The following is a 23,359-nucleotide window of genomic DNA, read 5'->3' on the forward strand; positions in this document are numbered from 1 at the left end:
GCTTCTTTTCGCCGCTTGATTCTCAGTCCCAATGGAGGAAAGCGAAAAGTATCGAAAGATCGCCTAGTTGAACTCTTTCTCAAAGTCTTCCCTGTCTTTCTTCCCGGACATGGATGAGTAATAGCCGCTGCAAATCAGATAGGAGCACTCATCCGGGTCGCCCATGTCCCATCCCGGCAGGCAGAGCACGACGCGTTGAAACTTGGCGTTGCAGAGTCCATGGTTTGCTAGCAGCCGCGGCTCGTTTCCGAAATACGCGCTTATGGCTTTCTGACGAGTCCATGCAGGCACGGCTTTCCAATCAGCCTGGCCACCCTCGTCGCTCACATTGGCGATCGCGCAGAGCGACCAATTCGATATCATGATTGGCTGATCGCAGGGAAAAGCCTGGACGGCGCTCCCCAGCAAGATTGAAATCAATGCCATCAGCCGCTGGCCGTAGACCATCGCGCCCTTCTCCCTCATGCCACTCTTTCGCATTCTGGCCTCCCCGCAATTACCCATCAGGTGATATCAAAAACGTTCTAAGATTATTTTCCTAGTTCATGAAACGTTCTTACGCTAGATTGCTCACCGTTGCAACCATGGAATGTTGAATGTCGAAGAATTTGCAGTGATTGGTAATATGGGTGCTTGGGTGGGTCTTTCCCTCCGCACGCCTGAAAAAATGAGTTCTTCTGCCGTTTCTCGGAAGGACGTGCTGGCAGCCGAGACGAGGGGCTGATGGCGGAATTCAATCCTCGCGACAAGAGCCGAACCAGTGCCGACAAGACGCGATCGCTTGTGCGCAAACATACCGCGCCGCCGAGCGGGAACGACGACAGCAGCCTTCGCTGGCAATGGCTGACGATTCAGCTGCTGGAATCGGCGGCGTTCACGTCGCTGAGCGCCAATGCCAGCCGCGCCTTCTTCCGCATCATCATCGAGCACACCGCGCATGCCGCCCTGGAAAATGGCAAACTTGTCGTGACGCACGCGCAGTTCGTCTCTTACGGCGTCACCGGTGAATATGTGGCCGATGCCCTCGATAAGCTGGAATATAAGGGCCTTATCAAAGTTCGCCGCGGCCGGGCGGGCAGCGGTGTCGCGCATCCCAACCTGTTCACGCTGACTTTTGTCGGCGACCATGAAGGCGCGCCGCCAACGAACGATTGGCAGCGATGCACGGCGGAGAGGTGCCGGAAGTGGTCGGAGATAGACCGCAAGCCTGCCGCAGACAAACGCGGGCGGGTCGGCAGGAAGAAAAAAACGCCACATCGGGATTGCGAAATTCCCCCGCTTCGGGATCCCGAAATTCGCCGCGCCTCGTGAGAAGTCGAGGCGTGGAACACGCAATGATTTCAATGCCCCAACCAATTTCGGGATTCCGCAGTGCTATATAGATCTTGCTGGGGAGTACCTCATGAGTCCCGCAAGATCAAACCAGGAGCTAGAGCTTTTCCGGGTTAGATTGAACCATTCTGTTGGCTCAAACGGAGTCGGCCGGTCGATCAGGCGGCCCGTTTCAGCCAACCCTCCCGCAGATTTGCCTGGCAAGTCTACAAGACTTTGGAATCGCCGGACGCACTAATCGCTTCGCCACGGCGGAGCGGTGCGGCCGGTGGGCCGGGCATCTCTAGCCAGGATCAAAGGCGATCGGCTCGGACGTACCTGGGGGTATGCCCGTCTCCAATCGCCTTTGCCCTGACGAAAACCTGCTCCGTCAGAATGCTTCAATCTAACCCCGAAAAGCTCTAGTGGCGTGGTTGCCTGCTGCCGGCATGTCTAGTTTCGCGCAACCTTGCTCGTGTATCCGCGAGCCTAATGATGTTTGAGGCGTTTCAGCCGGGGGAATGCATGGCGATGGGAAGTTTTCGGGCTCTGGGCGCGGCGGCGACGATGGCCGCCTTTGCCGGCTGCGTCGACCATGCGAACGCGCCGGTGCTTTTGCCCATCGGAGTGCCGGTCAATCCGCCTGCCGTCGCCCAAGGCATCTGCGTAACCGACGGCAACGCGATGTATGACGAGGCGAAGAAGCAGTATCATCTGCGCGCCCAGTTGACCGGCTATGCCGAGGCCGATGCGCTGGAAGAGGAAACGACGGCGCGCGCCGCTGCCCATCGCCAATATGTCGCCTGCCTGTCCGCCCAGGGTTACCGGGCTTTATACGCGAATTGAGAACAGAGAATTCGCATTCTTAGCCAGCGCCCCCTCGCGCCATTCTTGCTGTCGCGACTTTCACGTTTTCTCGCGAAAAACTCACGCGGGATCGCCTGCAATCACGAGTTTTGGAAACTGTGCGTGCGCGCGGAACTGCGCACTTGGGACAGGCATTTTCCCAGGATAAATCCACGAAGGAGGGTTTATCATGAAGATGTTCAATCTTGTCCGTTCCGCCGTCGCGCTCAGCGTGCCTCTCGTCCTCGCGCCGATCGGCCAAGCTGAAGCCGCTCCCCTTCAAACGGTGCGGCCGCCCAATATTTCCTACGTAAAAACCGTGCAGTATAAGCCGCATCCCGGTCTTTGGCATGGCTATCGCGGCTTCCGAACGGAGCGCCCCGGCACCCGCCGTCACTCCGATGGCTACTGGTATCCGCTTGCCGCTTTCGGTGTCGAGGCCGGCGCCACCGGTTCCATCATCCGCCAGCCGGTGAACAGACCAGCGGCTCCGACGATGTGCAACCCTACGTTTTCAGGATCGATCGGTCCCGGCAGCATGCCCTGCGATAATGGCTACTGAGCCGGCAAATGAAAGGGGCGGCGCGAGCCGCCTTTTTCCTGTTTCGGGCGCCGCTCACATGTTCGTGACCTCTGTTGCGATGCGGTAGATTGTGACAGATCCGCTTCCTAACTCCTCGGCGTAAATTCACCTGATCCTCCCAAGGAGACGACAATGATCACGACGTTCAAGAGCGGCCTGGCGGCCGCAGCCCTCGGTGCGATGCTCGGCCTTTCCGCCTTCGCAGCGCAAGCGGCACCCCTCCAGTCGAGCGCGACGCAGCAGGGCTCGGTCAAGCAGCAGGTTGTCCAGGATGAGACCCGCGTGCAGCACGACAGGGGCACGACCGGTTCGATTGATGAAGGAAGCCCGAAGGGCATGGCCTCGCCCTACATGATGAACCCGAAGAAGCCGCTGAACATGGATTGCAAGCTCGGCTTCAACCCGACGAGCAGCTCCGGCTGCAACTATTAACCGGGCGCTTTGCGGTGGCGGTGAGGGGCGGCTTCCCGGCCGCCCTTTTTCGCCGCAGACGACGGCGCTCGCTATGTCAAAGCCGCCGCAGATGCAAAAATGCCGGACGCCGGTAGGAAAAGAGGTGGGAAATGCCGGCTCACAAGGGCGATTGACGTCTCTGCCTTGGAATTGCCATGCTGGCCGCGATGGTCGCATTCATAATCAATTGAATTTCAGACAGGTGGGACAGTCATGACCGCAAAGGCTGCATGCTCGGATTTCCTGCATTTTTTCCGCTCCTGGATCAGCAATCCGCTTCGGGTGGCCGCCATCGCGCCATCGGGTGATTCCCTTGCTAGGATCATGACCAGCGAAATTGCGGAGCTCGATGGGCCGATCATCGAGCTCGGCCCGGGCACGGGCGTCTTCACCCGGGCGCTGCTCGCCCGCGGCATCAGCGAGGCGGATCTGACGCTGATCGAATACGGCCCGGAATTCATCGATGCGCTGCAGACGCGGTTCCCGGCGGCGCGGATATTGCAAATGGACGCAGCCCACCTTGCCCAGGCCGATATTTTCGAGGGAGAACCGGTCGGCGCCGTCATTAGCGGCCTGCCGCTTCTGTCCATGTCGCCGCGCAAGATCGCCTCGATCCTTGCCGGCGTCTTCACCTATATGCGCCCGGGCGGGGCGGTCTATCAATTTACCTATGGTCCGCGCTGTCCGGTGCCGCGGCCGATCCTCGACCGCCTCGGCCTGAAGGCGGTGCGCATCGGCGGTACGGTTCGCAACCTGCCGCCGGCCTCCGTCTACCGGATCTCGCGCCGCAAGCCGCTGGAACTCTCGCGCGAACGTCTGAGATTCCGTGACGCGGAGATCGAAGTGGCCGCCTTTTCCGGCGAATCGGCCGGCTGAACGCGGCACCGGCTGAGCGGAAGCGACAGGCTTCGACGCAGCCCGGCCGATATATCCCCGCATGCGGCAGCCGGTCGAGGGACGATGTTTCGGCCTCTCCCTGTTATCCCCGCGGACCCGTCCTATATCTGCAAGCGTCGCAGCGGCCGCATGTCCGATATCGCCGCGACGGCCGGGTCATCACCATGCCGGGCATCACCAGACACGGCAGACATTCAGAACCGAAACCATCTTCGCCAGTTCGGCATCCCCGCGCCGGTGAAGCGAGCGGCTTCGGCCAATTCAACGACATTGAACGATTTTATTGACCAAGAGAGGAAAGATCATGTCCAGTCACAACGCAGCCAAGTCAGGCACCTTCAGGATCGGCGGCGAGATCGAGGTCAATCGTCTCGGTTTCGGCGCCATGCGCGTTACCGGTAAAGGAATCTGGGGTGAGCCCGACGACCATGCCGAGTCCATCCGGACGCTGAAGCGCCTGCCGGAGCTTGGCGTCAATTTCATCGATACGGCCGATTCCTACGGCCCCGATGTCTCCGAGTGGCTGATCAAGGAGGCGCTGCATCCCTATGGCGCCGGATCCGTCATCGCCACCAAGGGCGGCCTGACCCGCCACGGTCCCGACATCTGGCTGCCCGTCGGCCGCCCGGAATATCTGATCCAGCAGGCGCATAAGAGCCTGCGCAATCTCGGCGTCGAGCAGATCGACCTGTGGCAGCTTCACCGCATCGATCCGAAGGTGCCGGCCAAGGAGCAGTTCGACGCGATCCGGTCGCTGCTCGATGCCGGTCTCATCCGCCATGCGGGTCTGAGCGAAGTCTCCGTCGCCGAAATCGAGGCGGCCTCGAAGCACTTCAAGGTCGCCACCGTCCAGAACCGCTACAATCTGGTCGATCGCACCAGTGAAGACGTGCTCGATTATTGCGCAAAGCACAATATCGGCTTCATCCCGTGGTATCCGCTCGCCGCCGGCGATCTCGCCCAATCAGGCTCGCTGCTTGATACGATCGCCAGGAAGCACAATGCCGCCCCCAGCCAGATCGCGCTCGCCTGGGTGCTGAAGCGCAGCCCGGTGATGCTGCCGATTCCCGGCACGTCAAAGGTCAAGCACTTGGAAGAAAACGTCGCGGCGGTGGACATCACGCTGTCGGATGAGGAATTCGCGGCGCTGGACGCCGAGGGCCGGAAGGTCTTCAAGGCGGCTTGAGGGGCAATGCAAGCTTGCGGCGGCGGCTGCGTTTCGCCGCATGGCCGCCCCTCACCCTAACCCTTACCTGGGCGAGCCACTGGTCTCGACCCGTCCTGCAGACCCCCGTAAAACGGGGCGAGGGGACGTGCCCTGCAAGAGGTTGGCGAGGGACGGAGAGGTCGCGGCATATTCCCTTTGCCCGCGGGGAGAATGTGGCGGCAGCCGGAAGGGGCTGCCGCCGCTGACCGATCTTTAGTCAAAATTTTGACCAGCCGGTCAAACATGCTGCAAAATGAGGCGTCCGCCTGTCATTTTCTGGGCAAGCATTGCGCTTAGTGCATTGCTGCATTGCGGTAATTTCGCTATTCCCGATCAAATGAATGGGGTATCACTATCTTCGTAAGCAGCGCACTCCTCCTCCCAAGCGCTCTTACATCGGACCGACAGCACTCCTCCTCCCAGTTGTCGGTCAGGATCAAGAGCCTGGCGCACCTCCTCCCGCGCCAGGCTCTTTTCTTTTTCCCCAATACCATTTCGCACGGGCCTGCTTTCCGCGTGCGGTTTGACTCGACAGCCTTCGCCGGACTATTTGAACATGTGCCGTCCGTCCGGCGCGTGAACCGGTTGGAGTTTGGTCATGATCGGCAAATGGCGCGGCACGCGTGCGGCTCTGGCAGGGCTTCTGATTGCAACAATAATGCTCGCCGGTTGCGGTGGCAGGCCGGTCGGGGTGATGCAGGCGGCCGGCACCGTGCCGCCGGGCACGTCGAAAGTCGATCTCCTGGTGGCGACGACGCGCGCTGCCGACGACAATCCGGCCGTGCTTTTCTCCGGCGAACGCGGCACCGGGCTTGCCGTCAACGCCGTCGACGTCTCGATCCCGCCGGAAGCCAATCGCAAGGTCGGCCAGGTGCAATGGCCGAAGCGGCTGCCGGCCGATCCGCTCCGTGACTTCGTCACCGTTTCCGTCGATCCGCTCGAGGGCGAGCGGGCAGGCGAGAGCTGGCTGAAGAGCCATATGCCGAAGAGCCGCCGCGTGCTCGTCTTCGTGCACGGCTTCAACAACCGCTATGAGGACGCGGTCTATCGCTTCGCGCAGATCGTCCACGATTCGCGTGCCGACGTCGCCCCCGTCGTCTTCACCTGGCCGTCGCGCGCCAGCATCTTCGATTACAATTACGACAAGGAAAGCACCAACTATTCCCGCGATGCGCTGGAGGAGCTGCTGACCCGTACCGCCGCCAATCCGGCCGTTGGCGACGTCACCGTCATGGCTCACTCGATGGGCACCTGGCTGACCGTCGAAGCGCTCCGGCAGATGGCGATCCGCAACGGTAAGGTCGCGTCGAAGATCAACAATGTTATCCTTGCCTCGCCGGATCTCGATGTCGACGTCTTCGGCCGTCAGTTCATGAGCCTTGGCAAGGACAAGCCGCATTTCACCATCTTCGTCTCCAGGGATGATCGGGCGCTGGCGCTGTCGCGGCGCATCTCCGGCAATGTCGACCGGCTCGGCCAGATCGATCCCTCCGCCGAGCCCTATCGCAGCAAGCTGGAGGCGGGCCGGCATCACCGTGCTCGATCTCACCAAGCTCAAGGGCGGCGACAGGCTGAACCACGGGAAATTCGCCGAAAGCCCTGAAGTGGTGAAGCTGATCGGCGACCGGCTGATCGCCGGCCAGACGATCACCGATTCCAATGTCGGTCTCGGCGAGGCGGTCGGTGCGGTGGCGATGGGGGCTGCCCAGACCGCCGGAAGTGCCGTCAGCGTCGCCGTCAGCACGCCGATCGCGATCTTCGATCCGCGCACCCGGCGCAATTACGATGCGCAGCTGAAGCGGCTCGGCCAGTCGATGGACAATACCGTCGGTTCGGTCGGCGACAGCGTCGGCGCCGGTCTGCCCGAAAGCCGGTAAAAATTCGTAGGCAGCACCGCTGATCTGATATATCAGGTTAACGAACGGCAATACTGTCTGCCGTGCGGGTGGGTTGATTGCATGACGGATGAAACGAAGAAGAAGGTGGTCGTCGTCGGCGCGGGCGTGATCGGCGCCTCGATCGCTTTCGATTTGCAGCGGCGTGGATTTCAGGTCACGCTGATCGATAAGGGAGAGCCCGGGCGCGGCACCTCTTTCGGCAATATGGCGAGCATCGCGCTCGATTTCGCCGCCGGCTCCGGCCCGTCGACCTGGAAGAAGATTCCCCGCTGGCTGCTCGACCCCGAAGGCCCGGTCTGGCTGCGGCCGTCCTATGCCGCGCGGATGCTGCCCTGGTTCCTGCGCTTCCTCGCGGCCGGCCGGCCTTCGCGGCTCCGGGAAATCGAGGATGCCGGCATGAGCCTGTCGCTGCGGGCGCTCGGCGATTTCAGGGAGATGCTGCAGGCGATCGGCGCGTCCGAGCTGATGACGGAGGAGGGCTGTCTCGCCATTTACGAGACCGAGGCGGAATTTGCCGCAGACCGTGGCCATCTTGCCATGATGCAGCGCTACGGCCTCGAATTCGAGGTCTTGAGCAATGGCGCCATCCAACATCATGAGCCGGCCCTTTCGCCTGTCATCGCCAAGGCCGTGCTGCTGCCGGACAACAAGTCGATCCGCGATCCCTATAGGCTGGTCGTCAGGCTGACTGACGCAGCCATCGCCGCGGGCGCAGCCTTCGCCTCCGGCGCTGTGAGCAACATCGAGCGCAAGGGCGATGGCACGGTCGTCGTCGTCCTCGATGACGGACGTCGGATCGAGGCCGCTTTCGTGGCGCTCGCCGCCGGCGTCCACACCCGTTTCCTCGCCGCAAAACTCGGCGAACCGATTCCGCTCGAGACCGAGCGCGGCTATCACACGCAGATCATGAAACCGGGCATTTCAATGCGCTATTCAGTGATCTGGCCTCATCGCGCCTTTATGGTGACCCCGACGGCCGGCGGCATCCGCGTCGGCGGCAATGTCGAACTCGCCGGCCTCGACGCCGCGCCCGATTTCCGCCGTCCGCGCGTGCTGGTGCGGCACGCCCAGCGGGCGCTTCCGGGTCTGAAGGTCGAGGAGGCGACGGAGTGGATGGGCCATCGCCCGGCCTTGCCCGATACGATCCCCATCATTTCGCCGTCCTCGAAAATGCCGGGGGTTTTCTATGCGACCGGTCATGGCCATCTCGGCTTGACATATGCCGCAACGACAGCGCGGTTGATCGGCGATATGGTGAGCCGAGCAAAACCGTCGGTCGATATAACCCCGTTCCGCATAGACCGATACTGATTGCGAGCAATTCCAGGAAAAGTGTGAAGCGGTTTTCCCAGGCAAAGCGGGACGCGATTTTGCCGGGAATTGCATTAAAACAAAAGTTGGAACCGAGTCGGCGGCGTCAGCCGTCACGCCCGAACTGGAGTTTCGAGATGAGATGGAAGCGCACGATACAGCTGCTGGACGTTCATGCCGAGGGCGAGATCGGCCGCGTCGCGATCGGCGGCGTTCCAAAGATTCCCGGCGAAACCATCGCTGCGCAGCTGCACTGGCTGAACACCGATCCGAAAGGCGACGAGCTCCGCCGCTTTCTCTGCCTGGAGCCGCGCGGTGCCCCGATCGGCTCGGTCAACCTGCTGCTGCCGGCAAGGCACCCCGACGCCGACGCCGCCTTCATCATCCTGCAGCCCGATCAGGCACATGCCAGCTCCGGTTCGAATTCGATCTGCGTGACGACGGCGCTTCTCGAATCCGGCATCGTCGAGATGAAGGAGCCTGAGACGATCGTGACGCTGGAGACCGCCGCCGGCCTCGTCAAGTCGGTGGCGACCTGCCATGACGGGCGCTGCGAGAAGGTCAGGCTCACCATGGTGCCCTCCTTCGTCCATGAGCTCGACGTCGAGATCGACACGCCGCATTGGGGAAAGATCAAAGCCGATCTCTGCTATGGCGGCATCTTCTATGCCCTCGTCGATGTCGGCCAGATCAATCTGACGATCGAGAAGGCCAATGCGGCCGGCCTCGTTCAGGCCGGCATGATCCTGAAAGAGCTGATCAATCGCGACATCAAGGTCGTCCACCCCGAAATTCCGGCAATCTCGGGCGTCGCCTATGTGATGTTCCGCGACACCGAGGCCGATGGCACGGTGCGCACCTGCACCACCATGTGGCCGGGCCGCGCCGACCGCTCGCCCTGCGGCACCGGCAATTCCGCCAATCTCGCCACCCTTTACGCCCGAGGCAAGGCCAAGGTCGGCGACGTCTTCACCTCGAAATCGATCATCGGCTCGGAGTTCGAGGTCGGCCTGCAGGCAGTGACCGAGGTCGCCGGCCGCCCGGCGGTCATCCCCACCATCACCGGCCGCGGCTTCACCTTCGGCCTCACCCAGGTCGCGCTCGATCCCTTCGACCCGCATCCCGGCGGCTTCGCCCTGACGGACGTCTGGGGGCCGTCGGCAGGGGAGATTTGACCGTTCGAGCGGTGCCGAATGTGCGGTGGCTCCAGACGGTTTGCGCCAGGGTCTAGCCCGTACCAGCGATACGGAGGGGGTCTGGCGGACCCGCATACCACCCTCCATCACCGACGTCCCGAGGGAGCCGTTGGCAAGCGAGAACTTCTTGTCTCAACTTGCCACCGGAAGAGAACCCTCTTTGCCGCCCATCAGCGACGTTGGGCAATCCTGGCGCTGATCTGGTCTGCGGCAAGGCTCTCGGCCGGTGCCGGCCTGCCAAGCAGGTAGCCTTGGCCGATGTCGCAGCCGAGATCCTGGAGCCGTTGAAGTTGGCTTTCCTCTTCGATGCCTTCTGCCGTTATCGTCACGCCGAGGCCCGCGCCGAGCGCGATAATGGCCTTGATCACCTTGTCCTGCTTGTCGTTGGTTTCGAACGAAGCGACGAAACTCCGGTCGATCTTGATCTTGTCGAACCGGTAGTTGGAGAGCTGCGAGAGGCTGGAATAGCCCGTCCCGAAGTCGTCGAGAGCAATCCGGACGCCGGCGTTCACCAGATCGTCGAGGACGATCCGGGCGGTGGCGGCATCCTGGATGATGGCGCTCTCCGTCACCTCCAGCTCGATCCTATGCGCGGGCAGACCGACATCGCCCAATATCTTCAGAATCCTGAGGCCCAGCAACCGGTCGCTCAGCTGGATCGGAGACAGGTTGAACGACAGGACCAGATGATTTGGCCAGGAAAGCGCATCGCCACAGGCGTGGCGCAGCAGTTGGTCCGTCAGGTCGACGATCAGACCGGCCTCTTCCGCCACGGGGATGAACTCGTTCGGCGGGATGAATTCGCCGGATGCCGTCTTCCAGCGCGCCAGCGCTTCGAAACCGATAATCTCCTTCGTCTTCAGGTCGACGAGAGGTTGGTAATACGGGACGATCTCAGCATTCTTGATGGCGGCTCGCAGATCCGCTTCCACCCGGATTCGCTTCGCCAGCTCCTCTTGCATCGAAGGGACAAAGGACTTCACCAGATTGCGCCCCTGCTTTTTCGCCACATACATCGCACAGTCCGAATGGCGAATGACCTGGCTTAGATCGTCGCCGTTTTCAGGGTGGAGCGCGAGGCCGACACTGGCGCCAAGATCGACGGCGACGCCATTGAATGTGAAGGGCTTGCTGATCGCGCTCACGATGCGGTTTCCCAAAGCGACGAGATCGGCATTTCCGGTGCGCCGCGCCAGAACGACGAACTCGTCGCCGCCAAGGCGGAAAATGTGATCACGCGGAAAGAGGGAAGAAAGCCGCTGAGCGACGGCCTTCAACACCGCATCGCCGTGATCGTGCCCGAGGAGGTCGTTGATCTTCTTGAAGCCGTCGAGATCGATGCTGAACACGGCATTGCTTTCCTGCGCCCGTTGATCGATCATCGACTGCGCGCAGACGGATTCCAGAAATCTGCGGTTAGGTAGTTCGGTTAGCGTGTCGTGACAGGCAATCCAGTCCACGTTCTTTTCGGCCTGCAGCCTGCGGTCAACCTCTATCGAGAGATCCCGGATTCTCAGCGCCGAGTAGATCAGCCCGAGAAAGCCGGACATATTGAGGGCAAGCAGCGCGTGGTCCAGTGGAAAGTCATGATGCTTTTCGATGAACTCATCCAGCCCCTCATGCCATTGGAAGCGCCAGGACAAGCAGAAGAGAAGCAGGAAGCACGAGAGCCAGGCCAGGATCTCCATCTGCGGTCTGGTGGGTCGGACGCGAGGCATATGAACAGGCTCCTGGTGTGTGAAGAGCCATCATGGCCAGCTCGGAAGACCGCATCGTCCCCGACCTTATTCCGATCGACGACCTGCCGCCGAATGCCGGCATCGACGGCGCCGAAGACTGCCACGACTCATAGGGTGGAGCCAAAGGCATCGGCAATTCGATCACTGGCCAGACTGCGGGCATTCGTAAATCCGGATTTCAGTGTGGTCTTCGAAGATTAATGGCGCGTTTCCGCGGCGAAGGTTTGGGCGTTTCGCTGCGCGCAACGGATATCTTCATCGCAAATTGGATTCACCTCAGTGCGCTCGACGCCGAGATCGACGTGCTGCATCTCGACCCTCAAAGGCCGCCGGGAAGAGGAGGTGACCCGGCTCGCCGAATTCAGGCGGCATCCCGAATGTCGAAGCGGACCACCTTGCCGTCCCGAAACCGGAACACGTGCCCGATCGTCTTCTCTCCTTCGAGCGGTTGGCCTTGCAGGTCACGGACCGACTGCCGGACGTCGGCAATGATTGCGCCGTCCGCTGTCCGGTGAAAACCGACCGGCTGGACGTGGGGATCGATCATCGACCACTGACGCGTCCAATATTCCCGCACCGCCTCGCGCCCATGGACTTGGCCGCCATCCATGCCGTTGGCCCAGACGACATCCTCGGCCAGCGCTGCCAGCACGGCGTCTATGTCGCGTTCGTTGAAGCGCTCGTAGATGTGCTGGAGAATTTTGATATGGTCGTCCATTGCTTTCTCCTTGCAGAGGTGCGGGGTTGCGATCGAGCCCCGCTTTGACGAACCATTTCGGTCATTGCTCCGGGCGGTCAACGAGTTTCAAAGCTCTGCCTGCCGCAGCAGCGCGTTCAGGCGGGCCGTCCATTCCGTGTTGCTGTCTCTGAACGGAGCAAGTGCATCGCCGGCAGCTTCGCGAAGATCGCGTGCCGCGGCAGCAAGGCGGTGAGCCTGCTGGCGGTGTCCCGCGGCCGCGTGGCAGCATGCCTGGATGCGCAGCAGCGCCGGCCAGTCGGGCCGCGCTTTCAGCGCCCGGCGTCCGGTATCGAGCGCGCCCTCGACGTCGCCGGAAAAGAACAATGCCAGCATCAGCAGGCTGAACCAGACGCCGTTCTGCGGATCGTGCGGATTGAGCTCGAGGCCGTGCGCCAATGGCTTGCGCGCCCCGGCAGCGTCGCCCGAAAAAAGCCGAGCCATGCCGAGGACGAGATGCCCCAGGGCGAAGCTCGAACCGAGTTCGATGGATCGTTCCGCCGCCAGGATCGCCTGCTCGGCCCTGCCCGTATAGGCCGAGACGATCGCCAGCCCGTAGTGCGAATAGGGGTTGCGCGCATCGAGATAGATCGCCCGCAGCGCCGCATCCAGTCCTTCCTTCCCGTCTGCGGCGGGGTTTTCCGTCCAGCCGTAGGCGATGAGGCCGGCATTGACCCGCGCCCGCCAGATCTGCGCCTCCGGAAGCATGGGATCGAGCTCGGCGGCCTCGCGGAAGAAGCGCCGTGCGAGAAGGTGGGTGGGTTGCGTCACCTTGTGAAACTGGAACATGCCTTGCCGCACGAGATCCCAGGCAGTGATGTTGCCGGTGTGCGGAGCGATCGGAAGCCCGTGGCGCAACAGCAGTTCGGGCTCGATCGCTGCTGCGATCCGCTCGGCAATGGCGTCCTGCACGGCAAATAGCTCGGCCAGTCGAAGATCGTAATGCTCGGACCAGACGGTGGCGCCCTTCGGGGCGTCCGCGAGGTGCACCGATATCCGGATCCGATCGCCGGTATGCCGGATGGCTCCCTCCACCAGAAAATCGACCCCGAGTTCCAGCGCGACAGACCTCGGGTCCCCGGAACCATTCCTCCTGGCGAAGCTTGCCCCGCGTGAGGCGACGCGGAACCATCTGAGCCGGGCGAGCGCCATGATCAGGTCGTCGGCAATGCCTTCGGCCAGATACTGTCTCTCCACATCGCCGCCGAGATTTTCGAACGGCAGGACGGCGATCGCGGGCATCGACCCGGTTTGTGCGTGCCAGCCGCTCTCGGCTGTCTCGCTCCGCCTCTCCACCGGACCCGAAAATCTGTACCCCACCCGTGGAACCGTGACGATCCATTCGCTTCCGTCCAATGTAGGTCCGAGGAGCTTGCGAAGGGCAGCAATCTGAACGGAAAGATTGCTTTCCTCGACGGCCAATCCCGGCCAGACCGCATCCATCAATTCCGGCTTCGAGACCACACCCCCCTTTGCCGACAGCAGAACGCCAAGCAGGTTGGCGCCGCGGGCGCCGATGGCGACAGGCATGTTGTCGCGGAGCAGGCATCCGTTCTCGGCAATGAATTCGAAGCGGCCGAATACAAGGTGTGGGGGTTTCATGGCGGGAATGATACGCCGATTTCGCAGCTTTTCGGAATTTTTCGGCTTCGCTTCAGGACTTGCGGCGGCTGAGCGCGCAGAGTGGCTCCATCGCAGTGGTCGAAGTGGTGAGAGCGATGATCAAGGAAGCAGCGCAACCGAAAGAGTCTGAAGCATTCCTCGCCAAGGTCGTCTGCGCCGGCGGCAGTCATGTCGCCAGGCAGGGATCGGTCTATTGCTCCGGCGTCTCAGCTGAAAGCGCTGGGTCAACCATGCTGTGGCTCGGGACGATTTCGCTGCCCGCGGGGCGGCGAACCGGCGCCCATCGCCATGAGGGACACGAGACGGCTCTCTTGATGATCGCAGGTCGGGAGATCGAGATCTGGTCGGGGGCAGCACTTGAACGGTGCGAAACGGTCCGCCCCGGCGATTACCTGTTTATTCCGGCCGGCGTTCCGCATGTCGCCGTCAACCGCTGCAGCGAAGACGCCGAATTCCTCGGCGCCCGCAACGACGCAGCCGCGAATGAAAGCGTCGTTCTGATGCCGGAGCTCGACGAGATCGTACCGTGATGCATGTCGCTTCGGAACTGTCCGGCGGTTCCCGGCGCAAAGCCGCCTCAGGCTTTGGCGCGGCATGCTCCAATCACACCGGGAGGTGCATTATGGCCATTATCGAACAACGGCTGGCCGGAATGGGGCTGGAGTTGCCCGAGCCTTTGAAGGTTCGCGACGGACTGCGCTTGCCCTTCACCTGGGTTCGCCTGCGCGGCACCCGCGCTTACATCTCGGGCCACGTCGCATGCAACCGCGACGGAACATTGGCAAATCCGCTTGGCAAGGTTGGCGCCGAGGTTTCGCCGGAGGAGGGTTACGCGTCGGCGCGGCTCGTTGCGCTCGCCCATCTCGCCAGTCTCAAGCGGGCCGTCGGGGACCTCGATCGGGTCACGGCATGGCTTCGCGTCTTCGCCATGGTCAACGTAGCTCCTGGCTTCAACGAGACGCCGCTGGTCACTAACGGCTATTCCGATCTGATCCTCGAGCTGTACGGGCCTGACGTCGGCGCCCACGCCCGCTCGTCCATCGGCATGGCCATCCCCTTGAATGCGCCGGTAAACTGCGAAGCGGAAGTCGAAATCGACGGGTGACGGAAGCGCACCGACCCTTTAGTAGACGAACGGATCGACCTCGCCCGGCTGAGCGCCTGCCTCCTTCGGATAGATCACGCCCTTGCGCAGGATGATGTTGGCATAGAGCCTGGGCTCGCTGGTCTGGATCAGCGCATGGGCGGCCCGCACCCGACCGTAGAAATCCTGGCCGACCAGCGGCACCACCTGACGGTGCGGTTCGTGACGGGCGCAGCAGTCGATCATCTCCTCATGCACCGGATCGAGCTTGTCGCGCTCGGCCTTGACGGTCGAGCGGAAGATCGCTTCCGGCACGAAATCGTCGATCGGCAGCACGCTGAGCACGGCATTGAGCACAGGGATGAGATGGTGGCCGTCGAGCCGGATCAGCCGGCGCGCATGTTCGACGCCGGGATAATTGCCGTCGACGATGGCGATTTCGTCGCCATGGCCCATCGCCCGAAGTGTTGCGAGCAATTCCGGGCTCAAGAGCGGATCAAGTCCCTTCAGCATGGTCTACCTCCTTGAAGAGTACGTTTTGGTCGGTGAGATAGCGCGCAAAGATCGGCAGGCTGGCGCCGCCGATGGCGCGTGCCTGCGCGCCGACCGCGCCCTCGATGATTTCGGGCATGACAACGCCCTGCAGGTCGAGCTTGGCGGCTTCGTCGATCGTCGCCTGCACGATGCGGCTGCGCACCCAATGGGGAAAGCCGCCGTCGATGACGGCCGCGCTGAAATCGACGATCGAGGCGGCGGCGACGATCGCCTGGGCGAGCGCCTTGGCGCTGTCCTGGATCCACGCCTCCATCGGCTCGCCGAAATCCACCCAGTCGTCGGCGGAATACCACAGCGGTTCGGGATCGATACCGCGCTCGCGCAGCATATTTTCCAAGACGAAGATCGAGGCGATTTCGAGCAGCTGCTTGGTTTCGCCGTTCCTGTCGCGCACGGGCAGCGGCCCGATCGCGCCCGCCGTGCCGGTACGGCCGGAAAAGATCGACGAATTCAGGACGATGCCGCCGCCGATGAAGGAACCGATGAAGAAATAGACGAAATCAGGATAGGAGGGGCCGACGCCGAAGACGAGTTCGGCGCCGCAAGCGCTGGTCGCATCGTTCTGCAGGAAAACGGGATGGGAGACGCGCGCGGCGATATCGGCCTGCAGGTCGACATCCCGCCAGACCTCCATGGCGCCCGGCGGCGCTCCCACCTCATCGGCCCAGTTCCAGAGTTCGAAAGGCGCGGCGATGCCGAGGCCGGCGACGCGACCGCGCTGCTTTTCGTCGAGTTGGTCTTCGATCTCGCGGATGCCCGAGGTGACGAAGGCGAGGATTTCATGCGGCAGCGGATAGGCATAGGTCCGGTGCAGCTGCATCCGGATGCGGCCGACGAAATCCATCAGCACCAGATCGGCGCTGCGCCGGCCGATCTTCAGGCCGAAGGAATAGACGGCGTCGGGATTGAGATGCATCGGGATCGATGGCTGGCCGACCCGGCCGCGCACCGGCGCTCCGCGCGACAGCAGCCCTTCCTTTTCCAGGACCCGCATGATCACGGAGACGGTCTGGGCCGAAAGCCCGCTGCGGCGCGCGATATCGGCCTTCGACAACGCACCGTAGAGGCGCACCAGCGACAGCACGAGCCGTTCGTTATAGGCGCGCACCCTGACCTGGTTCGCACCCCCGGCCGGATTTAGAATCGGCGGCGGGACCGGTGTGTGTTCCGGTCCATCCAAAGTCGACATGGCCGCTCCTCCCGAGCGTTCGCCTCCTGCACTTTCCCGATCGAGACGATTTGAGAAACCTGCAGCAGCTCAAAGCGGTAGGGCGTCCCTTGCGCCTCCGAGACCCGCGGCGCAGACACCCTAATTCCATCGAGCATGCCACATGGAATTAATAATTCAATTGGATTTATTTATTGACAAGCGGATTTCTTTCGCTCTTAATTGCCATCGTCAAGGACACGGGCGGCTTTGGAGCGACAGCGACTGAGCGAAGTGTCACATTTGAAAATTCCGGCCCGCAGGGGCGGCGCCGGCAAACTCTGGGAGGAGTTCATGAAGAAATCAGTTCTCGCTTTTGGCGCGCTCGCGCTCGGTGTTGCTTTTTCTGCTCCGGCAATGGCGGCTGACGTTTCCGCCTGCCTCATCACCAAGACCGACACCAATCCCTTCTTCGTCAAGATGAAGGAAGGTGCGACGGCCAAGGCCAAGGAACTCGGCGTTTCGCTGAAGTCCTATGCCGGCAAGATCGACGGTGACAGCGAAAGCCAGGTCGCAGCGATTGAAAGCTGCATCGCCGACGGCGCAAAGGGTATTCTGCTGACGGCCTCCGATACCAAGGGCATCGTGCCTGCGGTCAAGAAGGCCCGCGACGCCGGCCTGCTGGTGATCGCGCTCGACACGCCGCTCGAGCCAGCCGATGCCGCCGACGCCACCTTCGCCACCGACAACCTGCTCGCCGGCAAACTGATCGGTCAGTGGGCCAAGGAAACCCTCGGCGACAAGGCCAAGGACGCCAAGGTCGGCTTCCTCGACCTGACGCCGTCGCAGCCGACGGTCGACGTTCTGCGCGACCAGGGCTTCATGATGGGCTTCGGCATCGATCCGAAGAACCCGGACAAGATCGGCGACGAAGACGACAAGCGCATCGTCGGCCATGACGTGACGAACGGCAATGAAGAAGGCGGCCGCAAGGCCATGGAAAACCTTCTGCAGAAGGATCCGAGCATCAACGTCATCCACACGATCAATGAGCCGGCCGCTGTCGGCGCTTATCAGGCGCTGAAGGCCGTCGGCATGGAAAAGAACGTGCTGATCGTCTCGGTCGACGGCGGCTGCCCGGGCGTCAAGTCGGTCAAGGAAGGCGTCATCGGCGCCACCTCGCAGCAATATCCGCTGCTGATGGCGTCGCTCGGTATCGAGGCGATCAAGAAGTTCGCCGACTCAGGTGAAAAGCCGAAGCCGACCGAAGGCAAGTCCTTCTTCGATACCGGCGTCTCGCTCGTCACCGACAAGCCGGTTTCCGGCCTCAAGTCGATCGACACCAAGGAAGGCACCGACAAGTGCTGGGGCTGAGCCCCGCTTGATTGAAAGCGCACCGGCCGGGGCTTGATCCCCGGCCGTTTTAGACGGACGATGTGCCGTCGCCCACCGGCTAAGCAACGAACGGATCAACAGGGGTGACGGCCTCCGCGCGGGTTCGGCGCGCGGATGCGGAGGAGGAACCATGACCGGAGCACAGGAATTCGAACGCGTCCTCGACGGCAGCGACAAGAACGTCGCCTCCTTCGAGCACCAGGGCGTCCCGCTGATCAAGCGTGCCCAGCACTTTCTGCACTCGACACCGGCCGCCGTGCCGCTGATCGTACTCGTACTGGCGATCATCATCTTCGGAATAGCGCTCGGCGGGCGTTTCTTCTCGTCATACACATTGACGCTGATCCTGCAGCAGATCGCCATCGTCGGCATTCTCGGCGCCGCCCAGACGCTGGTCATCCTGACGGCCGGCATCGATCTGTCGATCGGCGTCATCATGGTGATTTCAGCCGTCATCATGGGCAATGTCGCCATCACCTACGGCATCCCGACGCCGATCGCGGTGATCGGAGGCCTGCTGGTCGGCGGCCTGTGCGGACTGCTGAACGGCTTCCTCGTCGCCTTCATGAAGCTGCCGCCCTTTATCGTCACGCTCGGCACCTGGAATATCGTCATGGCGACGAATTTCATCTATTCCGCCAATGAGACGATCCGCGACACCGATGTCGACGAACAGGCGCCGCTGCTGCATCTTTTCGCCGCGAGCTTCAAGGTCGGCAGCGCCGTGCTCACCCTCGGCGTCATCGCCATGGTGCTGCTCGTCCTCCTGTTCTGGTACATCCTCAATCACACCGCCTGGGGCCGGCATGTCTATGCGGTCGGCGACGATCCGGAAGCGGCGAAGCTCTCCGGTATCCAGACGAAGAGGGTGCTGCTCACCGTCTATACGCTGTCGGGCGTCATCGCCGCCTTCGCCGCCTGGGTGTCGATCGGCCGCAACGGCTCAATCTCCCCGTCCTCGGCGGTGACCGACTATAACCTCCAGGCGATCACAGCGACCGTGATCGGCGGCATCTCGCTCTTCGGCGGCCGCGGTTCCATTCTCGGCACGCTGTTCGGGGCCATGATCGTCGGCGTCGTGTCGATGGGCCTCAACATGCTCGGTGCCGATCCGCAATGGAAAGTCCTCCTGACCGGCGTGCTGATCATTGCCGCCGTCGCCATTGATCAGTGGATCAGAAAGGTTTCGGTATGACCATGGCTGTCGAACCCATTCTCACCGCCCGCGGCCTCGTAAAGCGTTATGGACGCGTGACCGCGCTCGACAATGCCGATTTCGACCTCTATCCGGGTGAAATCCTTGCCGTCATCGGCGATAACGGCGCCGGCAAGTCGTCGCTGATCAAGGCGATTTCAGGCGCGGTCACCCCTGACGAGGGCGTGATCACGCTCGAAGGCCGGCAGGTGCATTTCCGCTCGCCGATGGAGGCGCGCGAAGCCGGCATCGAAACCGTCTACCAGAACCTTGCTCTGTCGCCGGCGCTATCGATCGCCGACAACATGTTCCTCGGCCGCGAGATCCGCAAGAAGGGCCCGCTCGGCTCGCTGTTCCGCATGCTCGACCGTCCGGCCATGGAAAAGCTGGCGCGCAACAAGCTGTCGGAACTCGGGCTGATGACCATCCAGAACATCAACCAGGCGGTGGAAACGCTGTCCGGCGGCCAGCGCCAGGGTGTCGCCGTCGCCCGCGCCGCAGCCTTCGGCTCGAAGGTCATCATCATGGACGAACCGACGGCCGCCCTCGGCGTCAAGGAAAGCCGGCGCGTGCTGGAACTCATCCTCGACGTGCGCGCCCGCGGCCTGCCGATCGTGCTGATCTCGCATAACATGCCGCATGTCTTCGAGGTCGCCGACCGGATCCATATCCACCGTCTCGGCCGGCGGCTGACGGTGATCAATCCGAAGGAATACACCATGTCCGACGCCGTCGCCTTCATGACCGGCGCCAAGGCGGTGCCGACGGAGCCCGTTGCGGCATGAGCCTGCGCATCGACGACATCGCCGGCGAGGTGCTTTCCCGCGCCGGCGATGCCAAACGTTTCCTGATTGCCGTCGCCGGGCCGCCAGGAGCGGGCAAGTCAACCATGGCCGACAATCTGGCGGCGGCGCTGAAAGCCAAAGGCGAAAGCGCCGCAGTCCTGCCGATGGACGGCTTCCACATGGACAATGCCATCCTCATCGAACGCGGCCTCTTGTCGCGCAAGGGCATCCCGGAAACTTTCGATGTCAGGGGCTTCCTCGATATCATCCGCGCCGTCCGCCGGGCCGACCAGGAGGTTCTGGCGCCGGTCTTCGACCGCTCCCGCGAACTCGCCATCGCTTCCGCCAGACCAATCGATCCCGAGGACCGCTTCATCATCGTCGAGGGCAATTATCTGCTCTTCACACAGGGTAAATGGGCCGAACTCGACGGCATCTTCGATTTTTCGATCATGCTGGCGCCGCCGATCGAGGTTCTCGAAGAGCGGCTCTGGGCGCGCTGGCGCGGTTACAATCTCAGCGAAGAAGCCGCCAGCGCCAAAGTCTACGGCAACGACCTGCCGAACGGCCGGCTGATCCTCGAAAACCGTCGCCCAGCCGACGTGACGCTGGAGATTGCGCTGGCGTGACGCCGACGCGATTGTTCATTTGATGTATGATGCATGCCGCCCGGACGTCTTGAACGGCTCCGGGATCAGATTTGCGTAAAGGGCGACGGCGTCGCATGAAGCCGGTTTGACCCGCCGCGCTTTAGTGCTATCGAGGCGGCAGACGCATCGCTTCGGAGGCCTGCCATGCAATCGATCACCATCCGCCGTCCCGACGACTGGCACCTGCATCTGCGCGACGGCGCCATGCTGGAAGGCGTGATCGCCGATACGAGCCGCACCTTCGCCCGCGCCATCATCATGCCCAATCTGGTGCCGCCGGTCGTCACGTCAGCGGATGCGAAGGCCTATCGCGAGCGCATCCTCAAGGCGCTGCCGGACGGCCACCGCTTCCAGCCGCTGATGACGCTTTATCTCACAGAACATACCAGCCCCGACGATGTGGCGGAGGGTGCAAAGAGCGGCCTCATCACCGCCGTCAAGCTTTATCCCGCCGGCGCCACCACCAATTCGCATGGCGGTGTGCGTGACATGGAAAAGGCGATGCCGGTGCTCGAGCGCATGGCTGAGATCGGTCTGCCGCTCTGCGTCCATGGCGAGGTGACGAAGCCCGACGTCGATATTTTCGATCGCGAGGCCGTCTTCATCGACACCGTGCTCGATCCGCTGCGGCGGCGCCTGCCGGAGCTGAAGGTGACGATGGAGCATGTGACGACCGCAGACGGCATCGATTACATCAAGGCGGCCAAATCAAATCTCGCCGGCTCGATCACCACCCACCACCTGATCATCAACCGCAACGCCATCCTGGTCGGCGGCATCCGCCCGCATTATTACTGCCTGCCGGTCGCCAAGCGCGAGAACCACCGGCTAGCGCTGCGCGCAGCCGCCGTAAGCGGCGACAAACGCTTCTTCCTCGGCACCGATTCTGCCCCGCATGTCGATCCGCTGAAGGAATGCGCCTGCGGCTGCGCCGGCATCTACACCTCGATCAATACGATGAGCTGCCTTGCGCATGTCTTCGAGGAGGAAGGCGCTCTCGACAGGCTCGAAGCCTTCGCCTCGCTGAACGGACCGGCCTGGTATGGGCTGTCGCCGAACGAGGAACGCATCACGCTTTCCAAGCAGGCAGAGCCGGTTATCTTTCCCGCCAAGATAGAAACCGGCGCCGGTCCGGTGACGGTTTTCGATCCGATGTTTCCCGTTCATTGGCAGGTGTTGATCTAGGGACTCGCCTGCTGCGTTTTCTATTTTAAATAGAATATTCATTTTAAGTGCTGCAGTGACGTTAGGCGCGTAACATTTTCATTGTGCAGTGCATCATTTGTTAACGGATGCATAAGGCATTCCTCTTCGCGGACCCCATAGCTGCCGATCGTCCGGCGCGACACCGCTGCGGAGACTGAAGAAGCATGATGCTTGACTACAACTCCCTTCTGTTGGCGCTCGGCGTCTCCGCGGCCTGCCTGGCCGTAACCCTGATGGGCAGTTGGCTTGTGCGCCGGACCGAAACCGTGCTGCTCACCGCCACCATCGGTCTCGTCCTCGTTGTCAGCGGCATTTTTATCTACAGCGCCTATGTGAGCAGGCCTGATATAGGCTCCGCCATTGGCAGTTTCGTGCTGTTCCATGCCGGCTTTGCCACCATCTGGGGCGCGGGCAAACAGTTCCTGTCAGGCCGCCTGTCAATCCTTGCCATCGCCAGCCGGGCGCTGGCGGCGATGGCTTTCTCCATCGTCCCGATGGTTGCCGGCTACGACGGCCTCGCCTTCATCGCCGACAATCTCGCCATCGCCCTGCTGCTGTTTGCCACCGCTCGGCAATATTGGCTCGCCCGCGCCGAAGCGCCGGCGCCGCTCCTCGGCATTGCGGCACTCTATACGCTGACGGCAATCTCCTTCGTTCTCTGCGCCGCCGTGTTGATCGCCGATGGAAAGCTGGTGCTCGGCAAGGCGCCGAGCAACTGGGCGGAGGATCTGAGCCTCGCCGTCTGCATCGCCGGCATGACCGGGATCGGCGCGCTGTCGCTGGCGCTGCATCAATGGCGGCTCGCCGCCCGCCATCGTCTCGAGGCGATCACCGATCCGCTGACGGGCCTACTCAACCGCCGCGCCGTCTTCGATCAGTATGGCACGCGCCCGATGGGCACCACCGCCGCCGTCATCGTCTTCGATATCGATCATTTCAAATCGGTCAACGACCGCTATGGCCATGCGAGCGGCGACCGAGTGATCACCGTCTTCGCCGAGGAACTGACCGCCCATTGCCGCCCAGGCGATACCGCCGCGAGGCTCGGCGGTGAGGAATTCGCGATAGTGCTGAAGGAGATCATGCCCGGCCGGGCAGAACTGACGGCTGAGCGGATCCGCAGGGCCTTCGAGGCGCGAGAGATTCCAATCGACGGTGAGGTGTTGAGATGCACAGTGAGCGTCGGCGTTGCGCCCGGCCGGTCGACGCCGCTCGATTTCGACACCATGCTGAGCGCCGCCGACAAGGCGCTCTACGCCGCCAAGCGCGGCGGCCGCAATAGGGTCGAGCTTGCCGGCTATCTTACTGCAGTTCCGGCCGAGGTGTCGCGCACCGCGTCTTGATTCCCGACCGCTCGGCAGACGCCGGCATGCCGCCTCGTCCTTCGAGGCCCCTGCGGGGCACCTCAGGAGCTCTCTTGGACGTTGCGCTTGTCGCTCAAGGCGCCGGAACGACGTGGATCAAGGCGGGAGCTGGAGACGGAACCCGAGCCATAACACTCTCCCGCGGCCCTCATCCCAAGCCGCGGCATCCTCCAACGCT

22 protein-coding genes and 1 pseudogene are annotated in these 23,359 nt (G+C 62.4%); 17 read left to right on the plus strand and 6 right to left on the minus strand.

The features are described from left to right. Positions 1-63: 63 nt before the first annotated feature. Positions 64-480, minus strand: coding sequence for a hypothetical protein (locus tag ACQ7C1_RS10845; protein ID WP_430958259.1), 417 nt, complete (start codon positions 478-480; stop codon positions 64-66). A 243-nt stretch (positions 481-723) separates the two neighbouring features. Here ACQ7C1_RS10845 and ACQ7C1_RS10850 point away from each other — a divergent pair, with 243 nt between their 5' ends. The 9 genes and pseudogenes from ACQ7C1_RS10850 (at position 724) to ACQ7C1_RS10890 (ending at position 9,681) form a co-directional block, all read left to right on the plus strand. After that, positions 724-1,311 (plus strand): hypothetical protein, encoded by a 588-nt coding sequence (locus ACQ7C1_RS10850; protein WP_430958260.1) that lies wholly within the window; start codon positions 724-726, stop codon positions 1,309-1,311. A gap of 525 nt (positions 1,312-1,836) precedes the next feature. Continuing rightward, the gene (locus ACQ7C1_RS10855) at positions 1,837-2,157 is read left to right on the plus strand and encodes a hypothetical protein (protein ID WP_430958261.1); all 321 of its coding nucleotides are present in this window, start codon (positions 1,837-1,839) and stop codon (positions 2,155-2,157) included. A gap of 190 nt (positions 2,158-2,347) precedes the next feature. After that, positions 2,348-2,719: a cell surface protein gene (locus ACQ7C1_RS10860; RefSeq protein ID WP_430958262.1), complete on the plus strand. Its 372-nt coding sequence runs from the start codon at positions 2,348-2,350 to the stop codon at positions 2,717-2,719. Between the two features lie 153 nt (positions 2,720-2,872). Next, entirely contained in the window at positions 2,873-3,172 is a 300-nt protein-coding gene (locus ACQ7C1_RS10865) for a hypothetical protein (protein WP_430958263.1), read from the plus strand. 234 nt (positions 3,173-3,406) lie between these two features. After that, on the plus strand, positions 3,407-4,069 hold the full coding sequence (locus ACQ7C1_RS10870; protein WP_183706616.1) for a class I SAM-dependent methyltransferase: 663 nt from the start codon (positions 3,407-3,409) through the stop codon (positions 4,067-4,069). 325 nt (positions 4,070-4,394) lie between these two features. Continuing rightward, positions 4,395-5,276 (plus strand): aldo/keto reductase, encoded by an 882-nt coding sequence (locus tag ACQ7C1_RS10875; RefSeq protein ID WP_097599398.1) that lies wholly within the window; start codon positions 4,395-4,397, stop codon positions 5,274-5,276. A gap of 619 nt (positions 5,277-5,895) precedes the next feature. Further along, positions 5,896-7,174: pseudogene (locus tag ACQ7C1_RS10880) on the plus strand (alpha/beta hydrolase). An 81-nt stretch (positions 7,175-7,255) separates the two neighbouring features. Continuing rightward, positions 7,256-8,506, plus strand: a complete 1,251-nt coding sequence (locus tag ACQ7C1_RS10885) for an NAD(P)/FAD-dependent oxidoreductase (RefSeq protein ID WP_430958264.1) — start codon at positions 7,256-7,258, stop codon at positions 8,504-8,506. Between the two features lie 137 nt (positions 8,507-8,643). After that, a complete protein-coding gene (locus ACQ7C1_RS10890; protein WP_430958265.1) occupies positions 8,644-9,681 on the plus strand; it encodes a 4-hydroxyproline epimerase in 1,038 nt (345 codons plus the stop codon). 191 nt (positions 9,682-9,872) lie between these two features. Here ACQ7C1_RS10890 and ACQ7C1_RS10895 read toward each other — a convergent pair whose 3' ends face one another. From ACQ7C1_RS10895 to ACQ7C1_RS10905, 3 genes are all read right to left on the minus strand, one after another. Beyond that, positions 9,873-11,420 (minus strand): putative bifunctional diguanylate cyclase/phosphodiesterase, encoded by a 1,548-nt coding sequence (locus tag ACQ7C1_RS10895; protein WP_430958266.1) that lies wholly within the window; start codon positions 11,418-11,420, stop codon positions 9,873-9,875. 382 nt (positions 11,421-11,802) lie between these two features. Then, on the minus strand, positions 11,803-12,159 hold the full coding sequence (locus tag ACQ7C1_RS10900; protein WP_430958267.1) for a nuclear transport factor 2 family protein: 357 nt from the start codon (positions 12,157-12,159) through the stop codon (positions 11,803-11,805). 87 nt (positions 12,160-12,246) lie between these two features. Next, positions 12,247-13,779, minus strand: coding sequence for a winged helix-turn-helix domain-containing tetratricopeptide repeat protein (locus tag ACQ7C1_RS10905; RefSeq protein WP_430958268.1), 1,533 nt, complete (start codon positions 13,777-13,779; stop codon positions 12,247-12,249). Between the two features lie 116 nt (positions 13,780-13,895). On the opposite strand from ACQ7C1_RS10905, the gene ACQ7C1_RS10910 reads away from it, so the two are divergent. Both ACQ7C1_RS10910 and ACQ7C1_RS10915 read left to right on the plus strand, forming a co-directional pair. Next, complete coding sequence (locus ACQ7C1_RS10910; protein WP_430958269.1) at positions 13,896-14,330, plus strand: cupin domain-containing protein; 435 nt, start codon at positions 13,896-13,898, stop codon at positions 14,328-14,330. 92 nt (positions 14,331-14,422) lie between these two features. Next, entirely contained in the window at positions 14,423-14,905 is a 483-nt protein-coding gene (locus ACQ7C1_RS10915; protein ID WP_097599390.1) for a RidA family protein, read from the plus strand. A gap of 18 nt (positions 14,906-14,923) precedes the next feature. Here the strand turns inward: ACQ7C1_RS10915 and ACQ7C1_RS10920 are convergent, their stop codons facing one another. Together ACQ7C1_RS10920 and ACQ7C1_RS10925 are read right to left on the minus strand one after the other, a co-directional pair. After that, on the minus strand, positions 14,924-15,397 hold the full coding sequence (locus ACQ7C1_RS10920; protein ID WP_097599558.1) for an RbsD/FucU family protein: 474 nt from the start codon (positions 15,395-15,397) through the stop codon (positions 14,924-14,926). Then, a complete protein-coding gene (locus ACQ7C1_RS10925; protein WP_430958270.1) occupies positions 15,381-16,628 on the minus strand; it encodes an ROK family transcriptional regulator in 1,248 nt (415 codons plus the stop codon). The genes ACQ7C1_RS10920 and ACQ7C1_RS10925 overlap by 17 nt, the downstream gene beginning before the upstream one ends. 312 nt (positions 16,629-16,940) lie before the next feature. Here ACQ7C1_RS10925 and ACQ7C1_RS10930 point away from each other — a divergent pair, with 312 nt between their 5' ends. The 6 genes from ACQ7C1_RS10930 (at position 16,941) to ACQ7C1_RS10955 (ending at position 23,160) form a co-directional block, all read left to right on the plus strand. Beyond that, complete coding sequence (locus ACQ7C1_RS10930; protein ID WP_184460047.1) at positions 16,941-17,960, plus strand: sugar ABC transporter substrate-binding protein; 1,020 nt, start codon at positions 16,941-16,943, stop codon at positions 17,958-17,960. A gap of 151 nt (positions 17,961-18,111) precedes the next feature. Further along, entirely contained in the window at positions 18,112-19,176 is a 1,065-nt protein-coding gene (locus ACQ7C1_RS10935) for an ABC transporter permease (RefSeq protein WP_085776788.1), read from the plus strand. A gap of 2 nt (positions 19,177-19,178) precedes the next feature. Then, positions 19,179-19,961, plus strand: coding sequence for an ATP-binding cassette domain-containing protein (locus tag ACQ7C1_RS10940; protein WP_064707825.1), 783 nt, complete (start codon positions 19,179-19,181; stop codon positions 19,959-19,961). Then, positions 19,958-20,590, plus strand: a complete 633-nt coding sequence (locus ACQ7C1_RS10945; RefSeq protein WP_430958271.1) for a nucleoside triphosphate hydrolase — start codon at positions 19,958-19,960, stop codon at positions 20,588-20,590. Before ACQ7C1_RS10940 ends, ACQ7C1_RS10945 begins: the two co-directional genes overlap by 4 nt. 165 nt (positions 20,591-20,755) lie before the next feature. Next, positions 20,756-21,796, plus strand: coding sequence for a dihydroorotase (gene pyrC / locus ACQ7C1_RS10950; protein WP_430958272.1), 1,041 nt, complete (start codon positions 20,756-20,758; stop codon positions 21,794-21,796). Positions 21,797-21,981: 185 nt separating this feature from the next. Then, positions 21,982-23,160, plus strand: a complete 1,179-nt coding sequence (locus ACQ7C1_RS10955; protein ID WP_430958273.1) for a GGDEF domain-containing protein — start codon at positions 21,982-21,984, stop codon at positions 23,158-23,160. Positions 23,161-23,359: the final 199 nt, after the last annotated feature.

The sequence above is a fragment of the Rhizobium sp. Nf11,1 genome, from assembly GCF_050587665.1.
In the GTDB taxonomy this organism is placed as follows: domain Bacteria; phylum Pseudomonadota; class Alphaproteobacteria; order Rhizobiales; family Rhizobiaceae; genus Rhizobium.